This window comes from Herbaspirillum sp. VT-16-41 (assembly GCF_001994935.1).
Classification (GTDB): domain Bacteria; phylum Pseudomonadota; class Gammaproteobacteria; order Burkholderiales; family Burkholderiaceae_D; genus Herbaspirillum; species Herbaspirillum frisingense.
This window is the reverse complement of sequence record NZ_MUXB01000022.1, coordinates 24,802-49,192: the sequence shown is the minus strand read 5'-3', so window position 1 is coordinate 49,192 and position 24,391 is coordinate 24,802. Positions and strand designations below refer to the sequence as shown.

The 24,391-nt window shown below is 62.7% G+C and carries 24 protein-coding genes; 14 read left to right on the top strand and 10 right to left on the bottom strand.

Annotated elements, in window-relative coordinates; genetic code table 11:
- Nucleotides 1-286: 286 nt before the first annotated feature.
- From BTM36_RS02955 to BTM36_RS02930, 5 genes are all read left to right on the top strand, one after another.
- Nucleotides 287-1,588 (top strand): UDP-N-acetylglucosamine 1-carboxyvinyltransferase, encoded by a 1,302-nt coding sequence (locus BTM36_RS02955; protein ID WP_077235165.1) that lies wholly within the window; start codon nt 287-289, stop codon nt 1,586-1,588.
- A 730-nt stretch (nt 1,589-2,318) separates the two neighbouring features.
- Nucleotides 2,319-3,887 (top strand): hypothetical protein, encoded by a 1,569-nt coding sequence (locus BTM36_RS27565; RefSeq protein WP_139347030.1) that lies wholly within the window; start codon nt 2,319-2,321, stop codon nt 3,885-3,887.
- Nucleotides 3,888-3,895: 8 nt separating this feature from the next.
- Nucleotides 3,896-4,705, top strand: coding sequence for a hypothetical protein (locus BTM36_RS02940; protein WP_139347029.1), 810 nt, complete (start codon nt 3,896-3,898; stop codon nt 4,703-4,705).
- Nucleotides 4,706-4,814: 109 nt separating this feature from the next.
- Nucleotides 4,815-6,893, top strand: a complete 2,079-nt coding sequence (locus BTM36_RS02935; protein ID WP_077235162.1) for a hypothetical protein — start codon at nt 4,815-4,817, stop codon at nt 6,891-6,893.
- 225 nt (nt 6,894-7,118) lie between these two features.
- Nucleotides 7,119-7,799 carry an MgtC/SapB family protein gene (locus tag BTM36_RS02930; RefSeq protein WP_077235161.1) on the top strand — a complete coding sequence of 227 codons (681 nt, stop codon included), beginning with the start codon at nt 7,119-7,121 and terminating at the stop codon, nt 7,797-7,799.
- Between the two features lie 234 nt (nt 7,800-8,033).
- Here BTM36_RS02930 and BTM36_RS02925 read toward each other — a convergent pair whose 3' ends face one another.
- Entirely contained in the window at nt 8,034-9,134 is a 1,101-nt protein-coding gene (locus tag BTM36_RS02925; RefSeq protein WP_077235160.1) for a hypothetical protein, read from the bottom strand.
- Between the two features lie 237 nt (nt 9,135-9,371).
- On the opposite strand from BTM36_RS02925, the gene BTM36_RS02920 reads away from it, so the two are divergent.
- Nucleotides 9,372-10,031, top strand: coding sequence for an HAD family phosphatase (locus tag BTM36_RS02920; protein ID WP_077235159.1), 660 nt, complete (start codon nt 9,372-9,374; stop codon nt 10,029-10,031).
- 89 nt (nt 10,032-10,120) lie between these two features.
- Entirely contained in the window at nt 10,121-10,696 is a 576-nt protein-coding gene (locus tag BTM36_RS02915; protein WP_077235158.1) for a TMEM175 family protein, read from the top strand.
- A 36-nt stretch (nt 10,697-10,732) separates the two neighbouring features.
- Here BTM36_RS02915 and BTM36_RS02910 read toward each other — a convergent pair whose 3' ends face one another.
- Complete coding sequence (locus tag BTM36_RS02910; RefSeq protein WP_077235157.1) at nt 10,733-11,419, bottom strand: YoaK family protein; 687 nt, start codon at nt 11,417-11,419, stop codon at nt 10,733-10,735.
- 308 nt (nt 11,420-11,727) lie between these two features.
- Here BTM36_RS02910 and BTM36_RS02905 point away from each other — a divergent pair, with 308 nt between their 5' ends.
- Nucleotides 11,728-12,348 carry a response regulator transcription factor gene (locus BTM36_RS02905; protein WP_077235156.1) on the top strand — a complete coding sequence of 207 codons (621 nt, stop codon included), beginning with the start codon at nt 11,728-11,730 and terminating at the stop codon, nt 12,346-12,348.
- A 45-nt stretch (nt 12,349-12,393) separates the two neighbouring features.
- Here the strand turns inward: BTM36_RS02905 and BTM36_RS02900 are convergent, their stop codons facing one another.
- The 5 genes from BTM36_RS02900 to BTM36_RS02880 form a co-directional block, all read right to left on the bottom strand.
- Nucleotides 12,394-13,266 carry an AraC family transcriptional regulator gene (locus BTM36_RS02900; RefSeq protein ID WP_174616799.1) on the bottom strand — a complete coding sequence of 291 codons (873 nt, stop codon included), beginning with the start codon at nt 13,264-13,266 and terminating at the stop codon, nt 12,394-12,396.
- A 143-nt stretch (nt 13,267-13,409) separates the two neighbouring features.
- Nucleotides 13,410-13,943: a Dps family protein gene (locus BTM36_RS02895; RefSeq protein WP_006463363.1), complete on the bottom strand. Its 534-nt coding sequence runs from the start codon at nt 13,941-13,943 to the stop codon at nt 13,410-13,412.
- Nucleotides 13,944-13,948: 5 nt separating this feature from the next.
- Nucleotides 13,949-14,776, bottom strand: a complete 828-nt coding sequence (locus tag BTM36_RS02890; protein ID WP_006463362.1) for an alpha/beta fold hydrolase — start codon at nt 14,774-14,776, stop codon at nt 13,949-13,951.
- Between the two features lie 57 nt (nt 14,777-14,833).
- Nucleotides 14,834-15,256: a DoxX family protein gene (locus BTM36_RS02885; protein ID WP_077235154.1), complete on the bottom strand. Its 423-nt coding sequence runs from the start codon at nt 15,254-15,256 to the stop codon at nt 14,834-14,836.
- A gap of 2 nt (nt 15,257-15,258) precedes the next feature.
- Nucleotides 15,259-17,142, bottom strand: a complete 1,884-nt coding sequence (locus tag BTM36_RS02880) for an amidohydrolase (protein ID WP_077235153.1) — start codon at nt 17,140-17,142, stop codon at nt 15,259-15,261.
- Between the two features lie 304 nt (nt 17,143-17,446).
- Here BTM36_RS02880 and BTM36_RS02875 point away from each other — a divergent pair, with 304 nt between their 5' ends.
- The 5 genes from BTM36_RS02875 (at nt 17,447) to BTM36_RS02855 (ending at nt 20,941) form a co-directional block, all read left to right on the top strand.
- A complete protein-coding gene (locus BTM36_RS02875; RefSeq protein WP_077235152.1) occupies nt 17,447-18,136 on the top strand; it encodes a hydrolase in 690 nt (229 codons plus the stop codon).
- 87 nt (nt 18,137-18,223) lie between these two features.
- A complete protein-coding gene (locus tag BTM36_RS02870; RefSeq protein WP_006463358.1) occupies nt 18,224-18,391 on the top strand; it encodes a DUF1427 family protein in 168 nt (55 codons plus the stop codon).
- A gap of 13 nt (nt 18,392-18,404) precedes the next feature.
- The gene (locus BTM36_RS02865) at nt 18,405-18,647 is read left to right on the top strand and encodes a DUF1427 family protein (RefSeq protein WP_077235151.1); all 243 of its coding nucleotides are present in this window, start codon (nt 18,405-18,407) and stop codon (nt 18,645-18,647) included.
- A gap of 250 nt (nt 18,648-18,897) precedes the next feature.
- Nucleotides 18,898-19,299, top strand: coding sequence for a response regulator transcription factor (locus BTM36_RS02860; protein WP_077235150.1), 402 nt, complete (start codon nt 18,898-18,900; stop codon nt 19,297-19,299).
- Between the two features lie 82 nt (nt 19,300-19,381).
- Nucleotides 19,382-20,941, top strand: coding sequence for a sensor histidine kinase (locus BTM36_RS02855; protein WP_077235149.1), 1,560 nt, complete (start codon nt 19,382-19,384; stop codon nt 20,939-20,941).
- Between the two features lie 74 nt (nt 20,942-21,015).
- On the opposite strand, the gene BTM36_RS02850 is transcribed toward BTM36_RS02855, so the two are convergent.
- The 3 genes from BTM36_RS02850 to BTM36_RS02840 form a co-directional block, all read right to left on the bottom strand.
- Nucleotides 21,016-21,924, bottom strand: a complete 909-nt coding sequence (locus tag BTM36_RS02850) for an AraC family transcriptional regulator (RefSeq protein ID WP_077235148.1) — start codon at nt 21,922-21,924, stop codon at nt 21,016-21,018.
- A 179-nt stretch (nt 21,925-22,103) separates the two neighbouring features.
- Nucleotides 22,104-22,739, bottom strand: coding sequence for an FMN-binding negative transcriptional regulator (locus tag BTM36_RS02845; protein WP_077235147.1), 636 nt, complete (start codon nt 22,737-22,739; stop codon nt 22,104-22,106).
- Nucleotides 22,740-22,817: 78 nt separating this feature from the next.
- On the bottom strand, nt 22,818-23,294 hold the full coding sequence (locus BTM36_RS02840; RefSeq protein WP_077235146.1) for a PACE efflux transporter: 477 nt from the start codon (nt 23,292-23,294) through the stop codon (nt 22,818-22,820).
- A gap of 162 nt (nt 23,295-23,456) precedes the next feature.
- Here BTM36_RS02840 and BTM36_RS02835 point away from each other — a divergent pair, with 162 nt between their 5' ends.
- Nucleotides 23,457-24,362 (top strand): LysR family transcriptional regulator, encoded by a 906-nt coding sequence (locus BTM36_RS02835; protein ID WP_077235145.1) that lies wholly within the window; start codon nt 23,457-23,459, stop codon nt 24,360-24,362.
- The last annotated feature ends 29 nt before the right edge of the window (nt 24,363-24,391 follow it).

The window sequence follows — 24,391 nt, the reverse complement described above, 5'->3', positions numbered from 1 at the left end:
CGGAACGGGGCTGCTGCGTACAAAACATCGTCGAAAACCTCAGTCGGAGCATTCATTCAAGACCGGCCATGATACGGAAACTTGGCCGATGATGCAGCAACGTTCAGCTTTGCATCGATAAAGTGAAGCTTAAAAATGCGTTCTAGTGACAATAAGACAAGACGCCGCGCCGCCGCAAATTTGCTTCCCTGCCTGCAACCGGCCGGCGCATAATCTGTCCATTCCAGGCCGGACCCAGGCATTGCCCTCTCCGGTCGATTTTGTCAGCCCGATTCAACATACCTTCATGTCCAATCTCATCGTACACGGTGGCCGCCCGCTGCGCGGCGACATCATCCCCTCCGCCAACAAGAATGCAGTGCTCCCCATCCTCTGCGCCACCCTGCTGACGGACCAGCCGCTACGTCTGATCGGCATCCCCGAGATCACCGACGTCAAGAAGATCCTGGAGATCTTCCGCGTGCTGGGCAGCGAGGTATCGGTGGACTATGCCAGCGGCATCCTGGAACTGCATCACCGCGATACCTGCTTCGACCCAAAAATTCACCATCTGCCGGAAGAAATGCGTTCCTCCATCATGCTGGTGCCGCCCCTGCTGGCGCGCTTCGGCGTGGCGCGGCTGGAAAACGACGTCAAGGGCTGCACCCTGGGCGTGCGGGAAATCGATCCCCACGTGGAGGTGTTCCAGCGTTTCGGCGCGCGGGTGGAAAGCAGTCCCGATTCGCTCATCATCCGCACCAGCGGCCGCATGCAGGCCAACCATCACTGGCTGGACTATGCCTCGGTGACCACCACTGAAAACTTCGTGCTCTGCGCAGCCTCGGCCGGCGGCGAGTCGGTGCTGACCAATGCCGCCTCCGAGCCGCACGTGCAGGAGTTCTGCCGGTTCATGGCGATGATGGGCGTGCAGATCGAGGGTATCGGCACCTCGCGCGTGACGGTGCGTGGCGGTGAAAAACTGGGGGGCGGCGAATTCCGCTTCGACGAGGATTTCCACGAGATCGCGACCTTCCTGGCCATGGGCGCCATCACCGGCGGTCAGGTGCGGGTGCGCAACAGCGCGCCGGAGCAGTTCCCGCTGATCGATCGCACCTTCGCCAAGTTCGGCGTGGAAGTGGTGCACGAAAACGGCTGGTCGCACACCCGCCAGAACGGTCCGCTCAAAGTCGTCAAGCCTTTCACCAGCAACATCCTCACCAAGGTGGAGGCCGCGCCCTGGCCCTACCTGCCGGTGGACCTGCTGCCGATCTTCATCGCGCTGGGGGTCAAGGCCGATGGCAACACCATGTTCTGGAACAAGATCTATGACGGCGCCATGGGCTGGAGCAGTGAACTGTCCAAGTTCGGCGCCCACGTCTTCCTGGGCGACCCGCATCGGCTGATCACCTTCGGCGGCCTGCCGCTGACGCCGGCATCGGTGGAAAGTCCGTACATCATCCGGGTGGCCATTGCGCTGTTCATGGTGGCGGCCAGCATCGAAGGTCGCTCGGAAATTCGCAATGCACTGCCGATCCGACGCGCCCATCCCAAGTTCGTGGAAAACCTGCGCTCGCTGGGCGCGGTGGTGGATTGGGTCGAGGAAGATTGAAGCGGCCCCGGCGAGTTGGCCTTGCGCTGATATCGACAGATACTTTTGCAAGACAGGTGGCCCGCTCGGGCCACTTTTCGTTTCTGCGCCCATGCTCTTCCATGTTGTATTCGAGGCAGACTGCTGATTTCGCCTGCCGTCGGACTGTCTGTCGTCCGTAGGCCGTTTTTTGGCTTCCACTTCATTCTTTTTTAAATCACATTTTCTGAACTCTTCTTCTACCCGGAATTTCCAGTCGGAAAAATCGGCCCACGCAGGTGCGGATAAAACTTATTCGAAAATGTCACTTGCTTTTGAGAAATGTCCCGGGGAGTGTTCCCAGCAGCTGCTGGCAATCAAATTCTGCGGCTTCTGGCCGCCAAAATCGAAGCAATTCGACAGATCAATTTCGCCCCCCCACGGATAATTTCGCCCTAAACCCATGCCGTGGCAGAAGTCTGTCTCGCGCATCCTCGCGCCGCTCATCTCATGAGATAGAAGACACAGGCGATCGAGTCGATTGCGCATTGCTGCATCGCAGCTTCTCCACGGGGCAGGCTTCGCTTAACTGATCCTGGGACGTGTCCCCCTGTCAGCCAATCCTGTCTCAACGCCGCCCATGCCGCGATGTCATCCTGACTAATGCAGTGGACGACGCCGGTTGTGAACCGGAATGGGGACGATCAACGCGCGGCGTGGGCCAGGCGATCCACGGCGCTTTTGGAGAGTAGCCATCATGAGCATCACCGTATTGAACCTGACCGAAGCCGGCACCGTCCTCAACAGCATCGCCCGTAGCAGCGTCAAGGAAGTCAGCGCGATCGACCTTGATCTGGTCCTGGTCCTGGACAACGGCGACAAGATCATCATCAGTCGCGGCGCAGTGACCGCCATGAACTCCCCACAATTGCAGCTGGCATTTGCCGATGGCACGGTAGCGCTGGGCGAAGTGTTCGAACAGCTGAATCAGATTGCGGTACCGGCGGATGCCGGCATCACGGTCACATCAAAGGAAATCACGCGTTACAACAAGAAACGGGGCAAGAAAGGCAAGCGCGGCCAGGCCGAAGAAGAGTCCGAAAAGGCAAGCGAGGAAGGACCGGATGTTCTGGAGATCGTTAAGGACGATACTTCCGGCGTATCGACCGGAACGGCCGGCAACGTGATATCGAAATCTGACGACGTCACAAAATCGTCCGATTCCAGCGCCTTTACCACCTCTTCGCAAACGCATATCGACAGCAGCGTCACAAAGGGTAGCGGCATTTCCTGGCCAGTCGTGGCCGGCGGCCTGGGCCTGCTGGGAGCCGCTGGCGGTGGAGGCGGTGGAGGTGGCGGTGGCAGTGGCGGCAACAGCAGCAGCGGTGCCAGCGGCAATAGCGGTCAGGCCTCGCAAACGGGAACCGACGGCAGCACCAGTAAGGCGTCCTTGCAACCTGTCACCCTCTCCGGTGCGGCCATGCTGGGGCCGATCAGCAACGCAACCGTTACCGCCTACGACAACCAGGGACGGGCATTGGGCAAGGCGGTACCGGTGGTCAACGGCCGATACTCGCTGGTTTTGGACGAACCGGGTTACAGAGGCCTGATCCTGCTCGTGGTACGTGACAACACCCCGGGCGTGGCCGACAACTTCGCCGACGAAGCGACCTTGCGCATCACCGATCTCGGCAACACCGTATTACGCGCTACGGCCATCGTCGACGGCAGTGACAAAATCACCAACGTCACCGCGCTCACCGAGCTGGCCGTATTGAAGACCGGCTTGCTGGCCGGTCTGACTGATCTGAGCCAGGCCCCCCGCGTCACCGCCAGCGTGGTGGCGGCGGCCAATAAAGCCGTAAGTGACCTGTTCAAGGTCGATATCGTCAGCGGCGATGTCGTCAGCGTGACCACCTCCGACCCACAGGGGGAGGCCATTCTCAATCCGGAATTCGCCCGCAACAGCAGCGTGGCAGGGCGCAACTATGGTATTGCGCTCAAGTCGATCGCCAATCTGATCCTGGCCGATCCCGAACGCTACCCGACGCAAGCGGCGGCGATTCAGAAACTGGCAGATAGCCTGCAGTTTCCCGATTCGCTGCAAAACTCACTGAAATGGAGTGACAACACTGTCCAGGCCGATCTCTTCAGCGAACGTGTGGGTGCACGTGCCCGCGACAGCAGTCTCGCCGAAGCACAGCGCAAAGAGGCTACACAACTCTACGAGCAGCTGCAGAATCTGCCTACGGGCGACACGGTCACGCCTGGCAGCGACCCGGTATTGCAGGACTACGTCACATTGGGGATATCTGTATGGGGCCTGAAGCCAGTGAGGTGAATTTGCGCATGATCACCACTACCGCACCACAGATCGATCTGGACGCGAACGCCGAAGGTGTGCAGGACAACATCGTCCGGGCAGTCAGCCTGAATGAAATGGCGGCCGGGGTGAATATCTTCACTGCAGCAGCCATGTCGACGAACGCCGATGCACGCTTCATCGAACTAGTGATCGACAACGCTGGCATCATCCGCGCCAATGACAACCTGATCCTGCAAGAGGCAGTGTCCTTGCGCAGCACCGTGGCACTGGTCACCGGCAAGACCGTCGGCGGCGTCAGTGGCCTGAGCTATCAGAGCAACTTCAACTCTGGCAAAGCGACGGTGACCTTGACCAAGACCGCCGGCGACAATTTTACGGGCGAGGAAGTGCGCAAGATACTGCAAGCCGTTCGCCTGCAAAACACCACAATGGAAGGTACCGTACGCGCCACCCGCAACATTGATGTCAGATTGGGTGATATTGCCGGCCGACCCAGCGCTGACGCTAGCCGTGTAGTCATCCATGTGGATGCGGAGGGGTATCAGCTTGACCTTAACGCCGACCGCGCTGGTATTCAGCTAGAGGCGATTCGTTATGTGAATGCAGCCCAGATATCGGCCCAAGCCTTAAGCAAGGATGGGGTGAGCTTCGTCAACAATCTCGTAGAGCCACCAGCCTCAGGCGCGGTGACGATCAGGTTATCATTCAATGGCATCAGTGAGGGCGACAGTATCTCCTACAGTTCAAACGGAGTCTCCGGTGCTGGCGGAGTCACCTTTCGGCTCGATCGGAGGAATCAACGGCCTGTTCTGGTTCCCACGAGGCGCCAATGAAGTGAACATCAGGAAGAGTGCTGCAACTGGATTCACCGCTAGAGAGGTCAAATCCGTACTGGAAGGGATCAAACTAATCTCTCCCAGCCGCAGCAACATCGAACGTAGTGTGGACATCACGCTGATCAATGGCCTTACAGCGGGCAGTTCCTCACGCGCCACCTTGGTGGTCGACACCATTGCGCCGGTACTGGACATGGACGCCAACAGCATTGGCGTACAAACACAGATGTTCCGGTCATTCACGCTGGCCGATGCCCGCAGCGGGGTACAGCTGATTGGCAGCGAAATGGTCGTACCGGCGGCACGCGACATCGCCACTATCCGCCTGACGCTGCCGAGCGGTGCCGCTACAGTCGATGACAGGCTGATTCTCAATCCAGCAAATCCCTTGAGCACGCGCAACAACATCGACTTCACCGGCACCCTGGGTGGCGTCTCTGGCCTGGAGGCACACTACGTCGCTGCCACCCGCGTTCTGACCGTCAACCGTAGCACTGGCGAATCGATGAATGGCCTGCAGGTCGATGCCATCCTCGAAGCCATCCGATACAGCTTCACCACCACCAGCGCCAGCCGTGTCATTCCACTAGAGTTGGTAGACCAGGCAGGCAACGTCGGTCGGGCCGAAGTCGTTCTGATGATCGATGACCTGATACCGCCCTCGCTGACGGCCAATGTCGTCAGTGGCACCCAGATGTCTTATGGCCTGCTGAAGTTGCAGGATGTCTTCGGCAGCAATCCGCACAACCTTACCAAGAACGAGAATGCCCAGCTGACCTTGCCCTCGGGCTTTACCGCCTCCAGCTTCCTGGCCGCCGTCAAGGGTGTTTCCGCAGAATGGGGCGGCGTCGGCATCACGGGCAACGGCAATACCAGCAATCCCAAGCTCAAAGGCTATCAGCTGTTCGGCTCTCCCCTGGCATCCGCAGGTGAGTTCGCGTTGATGCAACAAGGCAAGGGCAGCGACGTTCTGGGCAATTGGTTGAGCTTGTCGGTCGTCGCAGGCGCGCCGAATTCCTTGTCGCTCAGGCACCTTGGCGGTTTCAGCGTGGCCGGACAGGATCTGTACCGGACCACGCCCGTGTCGGACAAAGCCAGGGATACCTACGACCTCGCCAACATCGGCCTGCTGTACCAGCTCGACACCGGCAAGGCCATCAGCATGCCCACCCTTCAGGTCGGCTATGATGGCGCGCGCGCCGCCGTGGGCGACGTCATCAGCCTCTACGAAGGCAGCACGCTGCTGGGTCGCAAGATACTGACCAACGCCGACATCGGAAGTGGCAACAAGAAGGTCTCCATCACCGTTGACCAAAGCCTGGCCGCGGGCGAGCACGACATCGTGGCACGCTATACCGACGCCGCTGGCAACGTCGTCAGCGCCCCGGCTCAGCACGTATCGGTGGCCATCGGCGCACAGCCGGTGACGTTGACCGACCTCAAGGTTCGCGGCAGCAACCAGTTGCCCGGCGCTGCACAGGCACTCAACGCTTCCGAAGTAGCTTACGCGGTGATCAGTGATACCGATACCACATCCACCTCCGGGCATCCGACCCACGGGCCTCTGTTCTCCGGCAAGGTCGGCGGAGGCCGCGGTGCAGATCGTTACCTGATAACCGTACAGATGGACGGCAAGCTGCAAGCCTTTGAAGAGGTTGCTGCCGGCGAGTTCTCGATCAGCCTGCCTTCGGGCAGCGCAGCCCCCGGCCTCTATCGCGATCTCAGCATCACGGCTACGGCACTCAGCGGCAACGACCAGGGACTCACCGCATCGGTCCAGGGACTCAAGCTGGGCTGGTACTGGGCATCGCAGTCGATGGGCAATATCGTCGGTGGCGCCGGCAACGACGACATCGTCCTCAGTGCCTCCAGCACCAGTGCCGGGAGCATAATCCAGACCGGGGCCGGCGACGACACGCTCATCGTGGGGGCATTCGGCAAGAGCGCCAACCTGTCCGCTACCGTGACTGATTTCCTGCTCGGTGTAGACAAGGTGTACGCCTTCAATCAGGCGATTACACCTTCCAACCTGTCCAGCTACGTGACGGCCTCGGCTGCCACGGAGAAGGACACCCAGCTGTTGATCGATCTGGACGGCGCAGGTCCGGGAACCACGACCTATACCCTCACGCTGAACAACGTGATCTACAACAGCGCCAATACTGCCACCATCTTCGGCTTCTAGTTGCCAAAGGAAATCTGAGCAGCATCCAGCCCGGCGCCGTAAGGCGCCGGGTGTCGTTACTGAACACGCTTGGCACCCAGGAAAGGTTGCGACAAGGCTGAAACATTATAAATAATATATACTTTTAAAAATCAGACATCGCTCCACAGGCTTACGCAAGCTCATCCATGCCTTCCAGGCTGAGCATTGCGTAAGCTGCCTCCCATCCCTTCAGAAGGAGAATCCATGCTCCCCGCAACGGACGTCATCCTCCGCCTGGCCGCAGCTGCCGTTCTCGGCAGCCTGATCGGCATCGAACGTGAACGCCTTTCCTGGGCAGCCGGCCTGCGTACCCACATGCTGGTCTGTGTCGGCTCTTCGCTCATCATGCTGGTGTCGGCCTATGGTTTTTCCGGGATCCTGCAGTCCGACAAGGTGGTCCTTGACCCCTCGCGGATGGCAGCTCAGGTGGTCTCGGGCATCGGCTTCCTGGGCGCAGGGTCGATCCTGCTGCGCGGAGAAATCATCCGTGGCCTGACCACCGCCGCCAGCCTCTGGACAGTGGCCGCCATCGGCCTGGCCGTCGGTGGCGGAATGTATGTCGCCGCCGTGGCCGGGACCTCCATCGTGCTGCTGATCCTGGCCGGGATGAAACCCCTGGAGCGGCGCTATTTCGCCGACAAGCACAAGCGCGGCATTACCTTCCTGGTCCAGGCCGATACTTTCAATATCGGCCATCTACACCAACTGATGGGTGCCTCGGCGGCGCGGGTGAGCAAGTTCGTGGTCAGGCGCGAAGCCGACGGCGGCGCTTTCGACGAAGTGTCCATCGTGCTCTCGCATACCTCGGAGAAGGAATTCCATCGCATCGTTCAGGGCTTTCTCAAGCTCGACGGCATCAAGTCCTTCGATTACACGGATCTCTGAAGCGAGGTCCCGGGAAGTCCCGTCACCCATAAAATGAACAAGGGCGGCCATCTGGCCGCCCTTGCTGAATCTACTGCGAGTATTGCGTCTACTGCATCTCCTTCGTCCTCAGATCCTCAGAACAACAGGATCAGCAGCAGGATGATGGGGATGGGGATACCCAGTAGCCAGAGCAGAATTGCGCCCATGTCAGTCTCCTCTCAAGGTTGGGGTTCAGGTCGATGTCGTCAGGTTTCAGTGCAGTTCGGGTTCGCCCAGGCGGCCGTCGCGACGGACCACTGCCTCAGCGTAGAGCTCGTTTCGGTCGCGCAGGCGGCCACCATAGGTCGCCAGCAGGCTGGCTACGAAAGCACCGCACAGCAGGGCCAGGAACATCCACAGCGAGGCGTAGGCAGCAGCCTTGCGGGCAGCGTCGGCGGCTTCCTTGGCCTTGGTGCCGGCGTCAGCGATAGCACCCTGGTAGGCCGCGAAGGTATCGGTGACACGCTTTTCACCATCGGCCTGGGATACGCCGGTATGGCGCGCCACCAGTTGGCCCAGGTAACGGCGATCGTTATCGGCCAGCTTGCCGCTCGCCAGCGAATAGCCAAATACACGCACCACTTCCATGCGCTGGGCCTGCGTCAGATCGCGACTATCAGCGGCCGTCGGAGCAGCCAGAGGGGCCACCGGCGCAGCAGCAGCGCCGTCGGTTGCGGCCGGCACTGCGGGCTGGTTTGCGGACGATGCAGCACCTGCATTACCTGCATTAGCGGTGTTACCACTACGGAACATCGAATCGATGAAGTAACCGGAAAAGCGATCGGCGATGTCGCCAGCGCCGCCAGCCGGACGCGCACCGTCCTGGCCCACTGCCATGGTGGCCGCAGCAGCCCCGGTACCCAAGGCACCGCCGGCAGCACCCAGTGTCTTGGCGCCACCGGAGATGACGCTGCCCACGGCCGAGCCCAGCAGCGCAGCAGTAGCCAGCGAGGCCACGGCCCAGGCCAGCAGCCCGTGCGCGGTATCGCGGAAATAGACTTCACGGGTATGCAGCCCGGCCCATTTCACACGCAGGCGCCCGGCCAGGAAACCGCCGATGGCCGATGCCGCGATCTGGGTGAACAACAGCCAGCCGGCCGTGGAATAGCCGATGGTCTTGGCCGACAGCCCTTCGCCGGACCACGGCGAGATGGACGAGAAGCCCAGGCCAAAGCCCAGCATCACCAGGATGAAAGACAGCGCGGCGGCCGCAAAGGCACCTGCCAGGATGGCGCCCCACGAGACGCCTGAGCCGTTGCTGTTGACGGCCTCGACGCTGGCCGCAGGAAGGGAGTGGATGGTTGAGGTGGTCATGAGTCTCCTCGTGTTTCTTGATGGATTGATCCCCTGCGGGAGCGCAGGGCCGGGGGCATTGCCACGGAGAGACTGTAGGGCTGCGCTAGCGCAGGCGCCATCGGCGGACTTCGGCAGCTATCGTAGGAGAGTTGGAAAAACGCATGCAGGCACGCGCGAAGGGAAGAAGAGGGTCGCTGCAGCCCACACCCCCTCACTCTTGGGTAGAATGGCCGCCTCCCTCTTGCACGGACCATCATGGCCATCACCACTTTCCTGTTCGATCTCGACGGCACGCTCATGGACAGCGACGCCCTGCATCACGCCGCGTTCAACACCATCCTGGCGCGCTGGGACCGGCATATCGATGTCGATTACTACAAGACCCACATCATGGGCGCCTCCAACGCCATGATCTTCGGTCACCTCTTCCCCGGCATGCCGGCTGAGCAGTACATCCCGCTGGCGGAAGAAAAGGAAAGCCTGTTCCGCTCGCAGCTGGACCAGCACGTCGCGCCTACCCCCGGCATCGAGCGTCTGCTGGAGCATATCGCCCGTATCGGCGGGCGTAGCGCCGTCGTCACCAATGCCCCCCGGGCCAATGCCGAATTGATGTTGAAGGCCACCGGACTGGCTGGCCGCTTCGATGCCCTGGTCATCGGCGACGAACTGGAACGCGCCAAACCCGATCCCCTGCCCTACCTGACCGGGCTGCAGTTAATCGGTGGCACGGCGGCACAGGCGGTCGCTTTCGAGGATTCCAGTTCGGGTGTCAAGGCCGCCAGCAGTGCCGGCATCTGGACCTTCGGCATGCTGGGAGGCCTGGACGAGGCCCGGCTGCGCGCGGCCGGTGCCCATGCGGTGATCCGTGATTTCAACGGCGCCGACCTGTGGGACAAGATCGCGCCGCAAGGCTGAGCCCGGCAGCGCCCTATCCGAAGGGATAATGTCGGCCTGTGCGACGGGGTGCTAAGGTGCGCGGGATCATCCCCAGCCCTCTGCCCCCTGTGAACAAATCCCGGCTTGAAGCCTTCAGCGATGGCGTTTTCGCCATCGTCCTCACCATCATGGTCCTGGAACTGCACGCGCCCGCCTCAGCCGAGCCGAGCGCCCTGCTGGCACTGGCCCCGGCACTGCTGAGCTATGCACTCAGCTTTCTGTACGTGGGTATCTACTGGACCAACCACCATCACCTGTTCCAGCTCGCCGATCGCGTCAATCTGCGGGTGCTGTGGGCCAACCTGCATCTGTTGTTCTGGCTCTCGCTGCTACCCTTCGCCACCGCCTGGATCGCCGGCCATCACCGCGACATGGCGCCGGTGGCGGCCTATGGGCTAATCCTGCTGATGTGCTCGGTGTCCTTCCTGGTGCTCAAGCGCACGCTGCGCGCCTCCGAAAGCAATCATCCGGAAGCCGCACGCATCCTCGGGCAGGGTCGCAAGAACAATACCTCCATCCTGCTCTACGCCCTGGCGATCCTGCTCTCGCAATGGGCACCGCTGATGGCCTCGGCGATCTACGCGGCGCTGGCGATCGTCTGGCTGCTGCCGACGCGGGCCGCCACGTCTGCGTCCCGCCCCTGAGGCTCGTCCGGACGGGCAGCAACCCGCTCGATTCACTCAGCTGGCGGGCTGCTGGGTGAACTCCCATCCGATCAAGGCCACCAGGATCAGCACCGGCACGACCAGGGCGGCAAAGCCGATGGCGTGATAGGCAAACGCCGCCGCAATCGCACCCACACCGAAGGACAAGACCGGCCAGACGAACTTGATGCAGCGCTCGGTGGTACCGGCGTCGGAGGCGCCGCGCAGCATGTCCACCATGTCGATCACCACCTGGGTGACGTTGCCGGTCATCAGGGAAGTCGGTGCCAGGTGTGCCAGCAACAGGCGGCTGATGGCACTATGCACGCCCATCGAGGCGGTACCCAGCAGGCCCGATGCCATCACCCAGCCGGCGGTGGGCGACTGCACGGGCGCCGCAGCCATGCCACAGACCATGAAACCGATCAGCAGCACCAGTTGCAGCACCAGCGACCAGCCCAGTGCACGGCCATTGCGGCGCTGGATGGCGGCAATCAGCAGGCGCCCCACCGCCACCCCGATGATGAAAGCCGGGAAGGCCAGGAATTTCAGCAGGATGGACATCTGCGAGGTGTCGGCCAGGGCCGAACCGATCAGGATGAAGTTGCCCGTGACGTGGGCAGTGAACAGACCGAACAGGGCGATGAAGCCCAGTGTATCGACATAGGCGGCGAGAAAAGCCAGTCCGGAGGACTGCAGGCGGTTGCGTTGTGCGGCATTCATGGAGCGTCTCGCAGAGGGTGGGAAAGTGTTGAAGAGGCCGCACACCATAGCATCGCCCGCCGCCCGCGCCCATTATCTCTGGGGATAGCAGGGGCGCCCGAAAGCCTTGCAAAAAAGATCACATCCATCGGCAAAAAAATGCAACAAAGGCATTTTTTACAAAAAACAGCACATTTGTACAATCCAAATCCGGCGCGAATGCAGATGATAGGCAACACTGCACAGCTTGGCGCTGGGGCTCCTGACCGCCCGATCACCGCCCTGCTCTGTCGCACAGATTTTCGCAACCAGGCAGCACGGAAGGAACCATGGAAAGTACGGTATTTGTCGTCGACGACGATGGCATGGTCAGAGCAGCCCTGCTACGACTGCTGAGTTCAGCCAATCTGAGTGCACGTGGCTTCGCGTCGGCCGATGAATTCCTGCGCGAGCCCCTTCCAACCAGGCCCTGCTGCCTTTTGCTGGACATGAAAATGCCCGAGTCCGACGGTTTCGACGTGGTGCGCCGGCTGGAACAGCGGGGCGATGCCATTCCCGTCATCTTCATCTCCGGCTACGGCACCATACCGACGACGGTGCTGGCGATGAAGGCAGGTGCCCATGAATTCCTGACCAAACCGATCGAGGATGAACGGCTGCTGGGCGCGGTCCGCGACGCCCTGGCCATTGCCGATCGGCAACTAGGCATGCGCACCGAGCATGCCGCCAGCACCTCGCGCCTGGAAACACTGACCCCGCGCGAACGTGAAGTGCTGGAACTGGCCATCGGTGGCCTGCTCAACAAGCAGATCGCCACCGAACTGGGCATCAGCGAAATCACCGTGAAGGTCCATAAGCGGCGCGTGATGGACAAGATGCAGACCAAGACCCTGGCCGACCTCGTGCGGGCCGCCGAGCGGCTGCAGATCCACTCCGCGCGTCAGCGCTAAGGCCAGCGATTCGGGCGCCGTGCACCGGTCACCGCTGTAGCCGGTCTAGCCCTGCGCCCGCAACCAGGCCGCCGGCCCCACTCCCTGAATCTGCTTGAACACCCGGCTGAAATGACTCTGGTCGGAAAAGCCGCATTCCAGGGCGATGGCCGTCATGCCCTTGTCGCTCTGGCGTAGCAGGCGACAAGCCAGCTCCACGCGCTGGCGCTGCAGCCAGGCATGCGGCGGCAAACCAAAGCTTTGCTTGAAGGCACGTGCGAAATGCGCCCGCGAGATGCCACACTCGGCAGCAATCTCGGCCAGGGTCAGGCGTCGCGCCAGGTGCGAGAGCATGTATTCGCGCGCCCGCACCTGCTGCCAGCCGGCCAGGCCAGTGCCCCCGCCACGACCCAGCGGCTGCCCTCCATAACGTTGCGCCAGGTGGGTATGCAGGGCCAGGGTGACGCTATCGAGGTAGACGGTATCGCTGTCATTGGCCGCCCCCGTCAACGCTGGCAGCATGGCATGCAGCAGATGCCAGACCACCGGATCGCGGATCGCCTGGACCTGCTGCAAGGCGCCGACACGACGCCCGCCTTCCTCGCTCACCCGCTCAAGGGAGGCGCGCGGCAGATGCAGGCGCACATTGTCATAGTCCGAGAGATGCTGGGAGCGCCACTGCTCGCGCAGGTCGGTGATGGCCATGTCGCCCAGCCGGTGGCCACCGGCATGCACCAGCCGCTGACCACGCCATAGCTTGTGTTGGCGAAAATCCTGCAACTGCACGATGACCGAAAAGGCGTCATCACTGGGAATATCCAGTACCGGCGGTGGGGGCAGGACCGACGCCGCCGCGCGGTTCTGGGTAGCGCGCACCAGGGCGACATCATCCTGCATGCGGATGTGCTTCACGAGACGGGAGACGGAGGAACTTGCCATCATCGATTTCCAAAGACTGATTCAAAAGGAGAACAGGAAGGCAGAAAGCCGACTTTAACAAAAACGCAAATGGGCAGGACCCGCAGGCCCTGCCCATTGCTCAGCTTCCGATCAAGGCTTCGTTCAGTTGAATCCGGGCGGACTCAGACCGAAGTACGCCCCGATTCGAACAGGAACCAGGCACGCTGCTCGGCCTCGTCGATCCAGTTCTCCAGCAGGCTGGCACTGGCCACGTCGCCATGCTCGTCGCACAGTTCGTGGGTGGCCATCATGAAGCCGACCAGGCGCAGGTTGTCCTCGCGCAGTTCGGCCAGCATGTCGGAGGGGGTGACGAAGTCGGCATCATTGTCGGCCAGCCGCTGCAGCTTGCCGATATGCCCGGTCGAACGCAGGGTGGTACCGCCGATCTTGCGCACCCGCTCGGCCACGGCATCGGTGATGGCGATGATCTGCTGGGACTGGTCGTCCAGCAGCAGATGGTAGTCGCGGAAGTGCGGCCCGGACATGTGCCAATGGAAGTTCTTCGTCTTCAGGTACAGGGCGAAGATATCGGCCAGCAGCATGGTCAAGGCGCCGCCGATTTCCTGGCTGGCCTGCCCGGAGAGCAGGCCAGGCGTGGCCAGCGGCGCGAGGCGGCGCTTTTCCAGTTGCTGGCGTTGGTTGGCATCGAGACTCATGATGCTTACGCCTTCAGGAAGGCCAGCAGGTCTTCGTTGATCTGGTCCTTGTGGGTGGCGCACAGGGCGTGCGGAGCGCCGCTATAGACCTTCAGCTGCGCACCCGGCACCATCTCGGCCACCAGCTTGCCTGTGGTAGCGAAGGGGACGACCTGGTCGTCGTCACCGTGGATCACCAGGGTGGGGAAGTTGAACTTCTTGATGTCCTCGCGGAAATCGGTGCCGGAGAAGGCCGTCACGCAGTCCAGCGTGCCCTTGAGCGAAGCCAGCATGGCGATGTTGAAGGTCTGTGCCAGCACGCCCGGGCTGACGGCGTCAGCCTTGCCCGGACGATTGGTGCCGAAGAAGACGGCGGCAAAGTCGCTGATGAATTGCGCGCGGTCCTTCAACAGACCACCCTGGATGCCGGCGAACACCTCGGCCGGCACACCCTGCGGGAAGTCCGGCGCCTGGCCGAAGATCGGGGTCACCGCGCCCAGCAGGGCCGCCTTGGCCACGCGCTTGGTGCCGTGGCGACCGACATAGCGGGCCACATCGCCGCCACCCATGGAGAAGCCGACCAGTGTGGCGCCCTGCAGGTCCAGCTTGTCCATCAGCTCGGCCAGGTCGTCGGCGAAGGTGTCGTAGTTGTAGCCGTTCCAGGGCTGGCTGGAACGACCGAAGCCGCGGCGATCATAGGCGATCACGCGGAAACCGCGCTCGGCCAGGAAATTCATCTGGTATTCCCACATGTCGCCGTCCAGCGGCCAGCCATGGCCGAAGACGACCGGTTGGCCGCTGCCCCAGTCCTTGTAGTAGATTTCGGTGCCGTCGCGGGTGGTGATGGTGCTCATGGATATGCTCCTTGGGTGAGTGTGAGGTGGAGAAAAGACGTGGAGAAAAGACGCTGCCTACGATTGGGCACTACCGCGTCCCAGGCGCCACTGGCCGGGGCCGCACAGCGCGATGGAGGTGAAGATCACCAGCAGTAGCCAGCCGAACTGGCCCTCGGCAATGCTCCAGCCGGGATGCACCGCCAGCATTGCCACCAGCAGCACGCCGATGATGGGCAGACAGGCCAGGCGGGTGAAGATGCCCAGCACGATCAGGATGGGACAGAGCGCTTCGGCGAAGATGGCCGCCCACAGCGAGACGGTCGGCCCCATGCCGAAGGGGTCTTCGATCACGGTCAGTTCATGCGCGTAATGCAGCAGCTTGGGCAGGCCATGCACGTAGAACAGCATGAAACTGCCCGCCAGGCGCAGGAACAGCAGGCCCAGATCCAGGGGCGGGACCGGCAGACCCTGCCGGCGGGGGAGTTGGCGCGCCTGCATGATCAGAACGCGAAGCAGCTGCAACCCAACGCGCCCCAGAAGCCGGCGAAGTTGGAGACCGGGACGCTGGACTTGCGCGCCACGTCGTGGGAGTGACCATGCACGCCGCAGGAACCGACGCAGGCGTGCGGCAGGGTCGCCTTCTTCTGGCGGGCAGCATCGGTCTTTGCCACGGCACGATAGTGCCCCGGAACCTTGGCCACCGGCGACCACTCGGGCAGCACGGGAATCTCGCCCGGACCATGCGAGGAAAACGCACCGGTCCCATAGACCACCTTGCCATCGACCACGGTCATCACCGATTCGATGCTCTTGATCTCGTCTTCATGGACGCTGAAGAAGTCGGCCGACAGCACCGCCAGGTCAGCCAGCTGACCTGCCTGGATGCGGCCCTTCTTGGCCTGTTCGCTGGAGAACCAGGCGCTGCCTGCAGTCCACAGTTCCAGCGCGGTCTCGCGTGGCAGGCGACCGGCGGCCCCATACAGCTTGGCACCACCGACCGTGCGGCCGGACACCAGCCAGTACAGCGCTGTCCAGGGGTTGTAGCTGGCCACGCGGGTGGCATCGGTACCGGCACCAACTGGCACGCCCATTTCCAGCATCTTGGCGATCGGCGGGGTGTGCTCGGCCGCCTCCACGCCGTAGCGGTCGATGAAGTATTCGCCCTGGAAGGCCATGCGGTGCTGGATGGCAATGCCGCCGCCCAGCGCCTTGACGCGCTCGATGTTGCGCTCGGTGATGGTCTCGGCGTGGTCGAACATCCAGTGCAGGCCATCGAAGGGGATGTCGCGGTTGACCTTCTCAAACACGTCCAGCATGCGCGAGATCGACTCGTCATAGGTGGCGTGCAGGCGGAACGGCCAGCGGTTGGAGACCAGATGGCGCACCACCCGCTCCAGTTCGTCTTCCATGCCATCGGCCAGGTCAGGGCGCGGCTCCAGGAAGTCCTCGAAGTCGGCCGCCGAGAACACCAGCATTTCGCCGGCACCGTTATGGCGCAGGAAGTCGTCGCCATCGCCCGGCTTGACCATGCCGGTCCATTTCTGGAAGTCCGCCAGCTCGGCGCCCTTGCTCTGGGTAAAGAGGTTGTAGGCGATGCGGATGGTCAACTGTCCATCGGCGGCCAGCTTGTTGATGATCTGGTAATCATCGGGGTAATTCTGGAAACCACCACCGGCGTCGATGGCGCTGGTCACGCCGAGGCGGTTCAGTTCGCGCATGAACTGGCGGGTGGAATTGACCTGGTATTCCTGCGGCAGGGTCGGTCCCTTGGCCAGGGTGGCGTACAGGATCATGGCATTGGGACGGGCGATCAGCATGCCGGTCGGATTGCCCGAGGCATCGCGCACGATCTCGCCACCCGGCGGGTTGGGGGTGTCCTTGGTATAGCCGACTGCCTGCAGCGCAGCACGGTTGAGCAGCGCACGGTCGTACAGGTGCAGGACGAAGACCGGGGTATCGGGCGCAGCGGCGTTCAGTTCTTCCAGCGTGGGCATGCGCTTTTCGGCGAACTGGAATTCGGTCCAGCCACCGACCACGCGCACCCATTGCGGATGCGGGGTGCGAGCGGCCTGGTCCTTCAGCATGCGCAGCGCATCGGCCAGCGAGGGCACGCCTTCCCAGCGCAGTTCCAGGTTGTAGTTCAGACCGCCGCGGATCAAATGCAGGTGCGAGTCGTTCAGGCCGGGGATGACGGTGCGGCCGCCCAGGTCGATGACCTTGGTCTGGGCCTGCTTCAGACGCATGACGTCGGCGGCGCTGCCGACTTCGAGGAATTTGCCGCCGCCGATGGCAACGGCCTCGGCAATGGGGTTCTGCTTGTCGACGGTGTGGATCTTGCCGTTGAGCAGGATCAGATCGGGGGTAACGCTGGTTGCGGTCGTCATGGAGGCTCCGGACATAGACAGGGACGGTGGAGAATGAAGGTGGCGGATCGCACATGTCGATGCCGGCGCGGAGGTCATGAAAACTTCACATGCCGGACACCCCATGTGCATTATTGGGTGTTGGCAGTGTGCAAAAACGCCGTGCCAGCGTCTAGCTATACGAAAAGATAATGGCAGCGCCCTGCCCCCTTGCCTATGATCGCCTCCGGCAGCCTCACTCCCGTCTGCCGGGTCGGCCGTCGCCGCGTCTCCCCGTCGCAGGGCCGCCCATATCCTCCATACACTACCCATCTAGGGAATTATCATGACCATCAATTCCAAACTCGAAGTGCTGACCCCCCAAAACAGCCAGCTCATCATCATCGACCAACAGCCGCAGATGGCTTTCGGCGTGCAATCGATGGACCGTCAGGTTCTCAAGAACAATGTCGTCGCCCTGGCCAAGTCGGCCAAGGTGTTCAACATCCCCACCATCATCACCACCGTGGAAACCCAGGGCTTCTCCGGCTACACCTATCCGGAACTGCTGTCAGTGTTCCCTGAGCACGACGTCCTGGAACGCACTTCCATGAACTCCTGGGATGACCAGAAGGTGCGCGACGCCCTCAAGGCCAACGGCAAGAAGAAGGTGGTCGTGGCCGGCCTGTGGACCGAAGTCTGCAACAACAGCTTCGCCCTGTGCGCCATGGCCGAAGGCGACTATGAAATCTACATGGTGGCCGACGCCTCCGGCGGCACCTCCAAGGAAGCCCACGACTACGCCATGCAGCGCATGATCCAGGCCGGCGTGATCCCGGTGACCTGGCAGCAAGTCATGCTGGAATGGCAGCGCGACTGGGCCCGCAAGGAAACCTACACCGCCGTCATGGACATCGTGCGCGAGCACTCCGGCGCCTACGGCATGGGCGTGGACTACGCCTACACCATGGTGCACAAGGCCGAGCAACGTCCGCACGGCAACCAGAAGATCCTGGCACCGGTTCCGGCCAAGTAATACGGTCTGCCTTCGCCACCTGCGTCGCGGCCCCTCCACGGGCCGCAACCCAGGTGGCGGCGCACTATCTTCACGAGGAGCCGGGCCATGTCCGCTTATCTGATTTCACTGGGCGCCGGCATCCTGATCGGCGTCTTTTATGCCCTGTTCAAGGTGCGTTCCCCGGCGCCGCCGGGCATCGCCCTGATCGGCCTGCTCGGCATGGTGCTGGGCGAACGTCTGATCACTGGGGTCGGCCACCTGTTTGGCGGCTGATCCGGGAGTCTCCATGAAACCCTATCTGATTTCCCTGTTGATGGGCATCCTGGCCGGCCTGATCTATGCCGCCCTGCACGTGCAGTCGCCAGCCCCTCCCATCATCGCCCTGCTGGGCTTGCTGGGCATGTTGATCGGCGAGCAACTGGTACCGATCGTACGCCGCAAGCTGGCCGGAGAACCCCTGACGGCTTCCTGGTTCCACCGTGAGTGCATTCCCAAGATCACGGGCACCCCGCCGCCGGACCAGAAATGAATGCCGGCTTTCCCGTCGCAGCAGTGCCGGGAAAGCCTGGCATCACAGATTGACCAGGCCATAGTGCCGTCGCCCGCGAGGGTGCATAACAATGTCGCATCACCTCCCACGCTACGCGAACAACAACCGATTCCCAGTGCGCCCCTCAGGCAGCGCACAGCTACGCCGGCCCGCGCCAACGGCCGACGTGGACAACCCTGGCGCCGCATGATGGTTATGCGCGGCAGCCGACCATGGCCGACGATGATTGATGATGAGCGAAGGGGAGAATACGCCACCGTCAGAGTACCGCCCCGTAGCGGTGATCGATGACGACCTCTGGGTACGCGCTGCCTTGTGCAACCTGCTGGATTCGGCCGGGCACCGCAGCTGCAGCTTCGATGCTGCCGAAGATTTCCTGAATAGCGCCTGCCTGTCGCAGGCTTGCTGTGCCATTATCGACATCGGCTTGAAGCAGATGAGCGGCTTCGAACTGGCCGAACAGTTGGCCCAACTGCGACCGGACCTGCCGGTGCTGTTCATCTCGGGTCAGATCACCCCGCCTCACCGCCTGCGCGCCAGCTCACTCGGCTTTCCGCTGCTGGCCAAGCCGGTCGATGCCGATACCCTGCTGGTACTGCTGACCGCGACCCTGCTGTATGGCCGCTTCTGACGCTCTCCCGGGCGGCACGACGCCATCGGATACGGCACAATACGGACCTGTCCCATCTTGCCCCACTCGCCAGGAGAACCCCTTGCCGTCCGCCCCATCGTCTCCCGACGACCACGATGCCCTGCTGCAAGCCCTGCGCGACCTCACTGCCATACGCGACCCGGACCGCCTCAAGGCCGCCATCACCCATACCGTCTGCCTGCTGGCCGGCGCCCGACGCTGCCTGCTGGTACGCCTGCAGGCCGGAGTGCCGCTGATCGAGGCCGAGACGCGTCGAGCCGACGACCCTGGTGACTTCCCTACGAGCGACCGCATCGCCAGCACCGAGGAACTGGCAGGCGCAACGCTGTCTCTCTCCCTGCTGCACCAAGGCGTGCAACAGGGTTGGCTGTATCTCTACTACGCGTCGGCTCCGGCGCCAGAGCTCGCCCATCTGGCGGGCCAACTGGCTGCCCATGCAGCGGTGTCACTGGCCAATGCCACTGCCCATGCGCAGTTGCTGCAGGACAATGCGCAACTGCTCTGCATCGAACGCGAACTGCGTACCAGCCGCGAATTGCTCAAGCAGGGCGAGCGCTTCAACCATACCGGCAGCATGCGTTACCTGGTACGCGAGGACCTGATGTTCTGCTCCGACGAGCTGTGCCGCATCTACGGCCTGGCACCGGGCCGCAACTGCATCACTTATGACGAGTTCGCCGCCATCATGCATCCGGATGACCGGCAGGAAGTGATCGACACCGTCAACGCCGCTGTCGCCATGGGTGGCACCATCCGCGTGGAGCACCGCATCTGCCGCCAGGACACCGGGGAGGTGCGCTATCTCTCCGGCATCGGCAAGCCGGTGTGGGTGGACGGCACCTTCGTCGAATACATGGGCACCGCCACCGACATCACCGTGCGACGCCAGGCCGAATATGCGATCCGCGCCGCCCAGATCGACATGGAGCGCGTTTCGCGCGCCAATACCGTGGGACAACTGACGGCCTCCATTGCCCACGAGATCAACCAGCCGCTGATGTCCATCGTCTCCAACGCCGGCGCCAGCCTGCGTTGGCTGGACCGTCCCACACCCGAACTGGTGCATGCGCGCGCCGGACTGCGCGACATCATCACCGAGGGAAAGCGCGCCGCCGGCATCATCCAGGGGCTGCAGAACCTGACGCGCAACGCAGCGCCTGCCTTCACGCGGGTCAATCTGCATGCGCTGATCCGGCACATCCTGATGCTCTCGCGCAGCGAACTGGAGCGGCGCGAGGTGGCGCTGAACCTGGCGCTCAATCCGGTGGACGTCTATGTACTGGGGGATCTGGTGCAGCTGCAGCAGGTGATGTTGAACCTGGTGGTCAATGCCCTCGATGCCATGGATGCGGCACCGGAGAAGCCCGCTACGCTCAGCATCAGCGCCAGCTGCTGCAACGAGCAGCGGGTCGAGGTCAGGGTGCAGGATAACGGGGTGGGCATTGCCGAGGAGGCGATGTCACGCATCTTCGATGCCTTCTACACCACCAAGGACGATGGCATGGGAATGGGGCTGGCCATCTGCCGCTCCATCATTGAAAGCCATCGGGGGCGTCTGCACGCGAGCGCCGCGCCCTCCGGCGGAAGCATCTTCAGCTTCGACCTGCCGCGGGTGCCCTAAGCAGCCCGCACGGAGGCAGGGGCCGGATTGGTATCCGACCATCCGACCTTCTTCCCTTTTCAGCCGAGCGCGCCTCAGCGCTGACTACGGCGCCAGGCGCCCGGCGTGGTCCCTGCCACCTGCGTGAACACACGACTGAAATGACTCTGGTCACAGAAATCGCAAGCCAGCGCGATCTCCGCCAGTGACAGTTCGGTCTGGCGCAGGTAGTGGCGTGCAGTTTCCACGCGCTGCACCAGCAGCCACTGGTGGGGCGTGTGGCCGGTACTGGCCTTGAAGGCGCGCAGGAAATAACTGGCCGACATATTGCACTCGCGCGCGATCTCGGGTATGGAAACGTTGCCCCGCCCCTTTTGCAACAGCATCTGCTTGGCGCGTTCCTCATGCAGGCGCGACAGACGCACGGTCTGCGAAGATGGTGCCGACGCTCCACCGTAACGCCGCAGCAGGTGGGTACCGATGGCCACGCCTAGCTGGTCTACGAACAGGAGGCTGTCAGGCCGAGGCTGTGCCAGCGCCGGCGCCAGCGCACACGCCAGATGGGCCAGGATCAGGTCGGACTGGCCGGTCACGGTCGCCAGGCCGGTCACGCGCCGCTGCCCGGCGCGCAGCTCATCGCTGGCAGTATGAAACCAGGACAGCGGTAGCTCCATCAGCAGGAAATCAAACGGTCCCTGCAGATCGGCCCGATATTCCTCGGAAAAATCGCGCGTATAGACGGCACCCGCTCCGAAATCGAAGCGGGCCGCCTGACTGCCCCGGAAGATGCTGCGCCGGTGCTGCGGTGCCATCGAGATGCCGACCAGGAAACCGCGATCCGAGGGCGGCGTATGCACCTGGGACAATTCCTGGCCGTCGACCCGCTTGCGATAGAAACTGAACTCGCTGCCCTGCAGTTCCTGGCTCTGGCCCAGGCTCCGCGTGGAGCAGCCAAGCGAATCGCTGCGGGCGGCAATGGAGGACAAAGGGGTCAAGGAAGACATGGGCACCCTCGTTGCATTCGGGAAAACGAAAAGGTGTCCAGGCACCAATGCGGAGGATTCTACACAGGCCCAGGGAGCACGTGTGTACGTAACTTCGCTGGAATCGTGCAATAAGTTACCAGTAAGCGGCACTATACTGCCAATATACAGCCAGTAACCGAACAAGCTGCACCGTGGCCTTATGACTTTTTCGTTGCAGCCTCCAGCATGGCCTGGCCGATTGCCGCGTGGCCACGTGCCAACAAGGCATTACCAGCGCCGACGATGTCACGCACTTCCTTGTTCTGGCTCAGCTTGCGCTTGCCTTCCAGACGTGTGATCTCGATCTCGATGCCGACGATGGCCTGCAGCAGGGTATCGGTGAATTCGGCGGGCGCATCCGACATCTTCCACGGCTTTTCTTCGGCGGCTTCATGGGTGCGCGTCAAGCGGGCCACCACGCCGCGCACGTAGCGCTCGTCGTCGCGGATGGTGACCCGGCCATGGGCATGCGCCACCATGTAGTTCCAGCTGGGCACCTGGCGATGGGCTTCATGCTTGCTGGGATACCAGCTGGGCGAGATATAGGCGTCGCCGGCCGAGAACACCACCAGCACCGCATCGCCGTCGGCCAGTTCGCGCCACAGCGGGTTGGCGCGTGCCACGTGCAGGTGCAAGGTCCCCAACGCGCCCTGCGCGGGATCAAGGTGACACGGCAGGTGGTTGGCATCGAGCCCGCCAGCGGTGTGCGAAACCAGCACGCCGAAGGGATGCGCGGTGATCAGCTGTTGCAGCTCGGCAGTATCGGTCTGGGCGAAATGGGCGGGGACGTACATGGCGGTTCCTGGCGGAATGGGTAGCGCGCTATTTTAAAACAATAAGGCGGTCAGACAATGGCGCTACCCGCGCCGGGATCAGCGGGCGCCTGTGATCGGTGCAGCCGGCTTCGCCTGGACAGGCTGCGACTCGAGCGGCAAGGCCGAACTAGGCAGGCCGAAGATGCGGTCGAACAGCAGGTTGAACAGGTAGGTATAGATCATGAAGAAGACGATCAGCCCGAAGTCCAGCACCAGCGCGTCCCACAGGCTGATATCCAGCCACCAGGCGAACAGCGGTACCAGCATCATCACCAGCCCGCCCTCGAAACCGATGGCGTGGACAGCGCGACGGCCGAAGCTGCGGCCGCGACGCGGCTGGCGTGCTTCCCAGCGCTCGAAAAGACCATTGAACACGAAGTTCCACAGGAAGGCGATGGTGGATGACGCCACCGCCGCTGCCCAGGAATGGCTGCTGTCGTGGCCGGCGAATACCGTCAGGCCCACCGTGGTGAAGACGATGGCCAGCGCCTCGAAAAGGCTGGCGTAGACCAGCTTGCGTTTAAAACCTTGCATGAGTTCTCCTGTTGCAAGCCCTGGCCGGCCACAGGCTGTGGATGAAGCAACACGGCTGGTCTTGCAATGGAAAGCATTCTATGATGATGTTTTTGATAGAAGAAGTCGGCTTCTTTCAGTTTTTCTGATAGATCGCTGGCCGCTTCGCCACCCTTCCCTGCCATGGCTTTCTCCAGCGACAACGTCAAGGTCTTCCTGGCCGTCCTCGACAGCGGCTCCTTCTCTGCGGCAGCGCGCGCGCTGGGGCGCGTGCCCTCCTCGGTGAGCATGACCATCAGCCAGCTCGAAGCGGAACTGGACCTGGTGCTGTTCGACCGCACCGCCCGCGACGCCCGTCCCACTGAACTAGCGCGGGCACTGGAGCCGGATGCCCGCCTGCTGGCCAGCACCCTGCGCCAGCTCGACACCCACGCCCTGGCCATGCATCGCGGGCTGGAGCGCAAGTTGACGCTGGCCGTGGCGCCGGAACTGCTGTCCATTCCCTGGGCTCGGCCGCTGGCAGTCCTGGCCACGGAATTCCCCTCGCTGGAAGTGGAGGTGCTGTCCTCGCCGCAGGCCGACGCCATGCGCATGCTCTACGACAATACGGCGCAACTGGCACTGGTCTTCGAGCGCCATGCCGGCAACGACCGTGAGGCCTTCCAGGAATTCAGCAGCGAGATGATGGTGGCCGTGATCGCGCCGGATCATCCGGCGCGGCTGCGCAAGAAGCGCAAGCTGCGCTACGAGGACCTGTACGACATCCGCCAGATCGCCGTGGCCAGCCGCGATGCCCGCATCTCCGACCCGCGCTTCTTCCTGGCGCGGCAGATCTGGCGCACCGACAATCACCTGGCCACGCTGTCGCTGGTGCGCGAGGGCCTGGGCTGGGCCTACCTGCCACACAGCCTGGTGCAGACCCAGATCGAGGCTGGCGCGCTGGTGGTAATCGACTTCGACAACATCAGCAACCAGCAGCGCATGTGGGTGGACGTGGTCTGGAGCAAGGACCGCCCGCTGGGCCTGGGCGCGCAGCGCTTCGTGGCCCTCATGCGGGAGATGGCACCGAGCCGGCGCAAGCGCAAATGAGCGGCCTGCGCCGGCATCCGGGCCGGTAA

Coding starts and splice junctions, on each gene's coding strand:
- BTM36_RS02955 (WP_077235165.1), top strand. CDS start 287: ATGTCCAATCTCATCGTACACGGTGGCCGCCCGCTGCGCGGCGACATC.
- BTM36_RS02940 (WP_139347029.1), top strand. CDS start 3,896: ATGATCACCACTACCGCACCACAGATCGATCTGGACGCGAACGCCGAA.
- BTM36_RS02930 (WP_077235161.1), top strand. CDS start 7,119: ATGCTCCCCGCAACGGACGTCATCCTCCGCCTGGCCGCAGCTGCCGTT.
- BTM36_RS02925 (WP_077235160.1), bottom strand. CDS start 9,134: ATGACCACCTCAACCATCCACTCCCTTCCTGCGGCCAGCGTCGAGGCC.
- BTM36_RS02920 (WP_077235159.1), top strand. CDS start 9,372: ATGGCCATCACCACTTTCCTGTTCGATCTCGACGGCACGCTCATGGAC.
- BTM36_RS02910 (WP_077235157.1), bottom strand. CDS start 11,419: ATGAATGCCGCACAACGCAACCGCCTGCAGTCCTCCGGACTGGCTTTT.
- BTM36_RS02905 (WP_077235156.1), top strand. CDS start 11,728: ATGGAAAGTACGGTATTTGTCGTCGACGACGATGGCATGGTCAGAGCA.
- BTM36_RS02900 (WP_174616799.1), bottom strand. CDS start 13,266: ATGGCAAGTTCCTCCGTCTCCCGTCTCGTGAAGCACATCCGCATGCAG.
- BTM36_RS02895 (WP_006463363.1), bottom strand. CDS start 13,943: ATGAGTCTCGATGCCAACCAACGCCAGCAACTGGAAAAGCGCCGCCTC.
- BTM36_RS02890 (WP_006463362.1), bottom strand. CDS start 14,776: ATGAGCACCATCACCACCCGCGACGGCACCGAAATCTACTACAAGGAC.
- BTM36_RS02885 (WP_077235154.1), bottom strand. CDS start 15,256: ATGCAGGCGCGCCAACTCCCCCGCCGGCAGGGTCTGCCGGTCCCGCCC.
- BTM36_RS02880 (WP_077235153.1), bottom strand. CDS start 17,142: ATGACGACCGCAACCAGCGTTACCCCCGATCTGATCCTGCTCAACGGC.
- BTM36_RS02875 (WP_077235152.1), top strand. CDS start 17,447: ATGACCATCAATTCCAAACTCGAAGTGCTGACCCCCCAAAACAGCCAG.
- BTM36_RS02870 (WP_006463358.1), top strand. CDS start 18,224: ATGTCCGCTTATCTGATTTCACTGGGCGCCGGCATCCTGATCGGCGTC.
- BTM36_RS02865 (WP_077235151.1), top strand. CDS start 18,405: ATGAAACCCTATCTGATTTCCCTGTTGATGGGCATCCTGGCCGGCCTG.
- BTM36_RS02860 (WP_077235150.1), top strand. CDS start 18,898: ATGATGAGCGAAGGGGAGAATACGCCACCGTCAGAGTACCGCCCCGTA.
- BTM36_RS02850 (WP_077235148.1), bottom strand. CDS start 21,924: ATGTCTTCCTTGACCCCTTTGTCCTCCATTGCCGCCCGCAGCGATTCG.
- BTM36_RS02845 (WP_077235147.1), bottom strand. CDS start 22,739: ATGTACGTCCCCGCCCATTTCGCCCAGACCGATACTGCCGAGCTGCAA.
- BTM36_RS02840 (WP_077235146.1), bottom strand. CDS start 23,294: ATGCAAGGTTTTAAACGCAAGCTGGTCTACGCCAGCCTTTTCGAGGCG.
- BTM36_RS02835 (WP_077235145.1), top strand. CDS start 23,457: ATGGCTTTCTCCAGCGACAACGTCAAGGTCTTCCTGGCCGTCCTCGAC.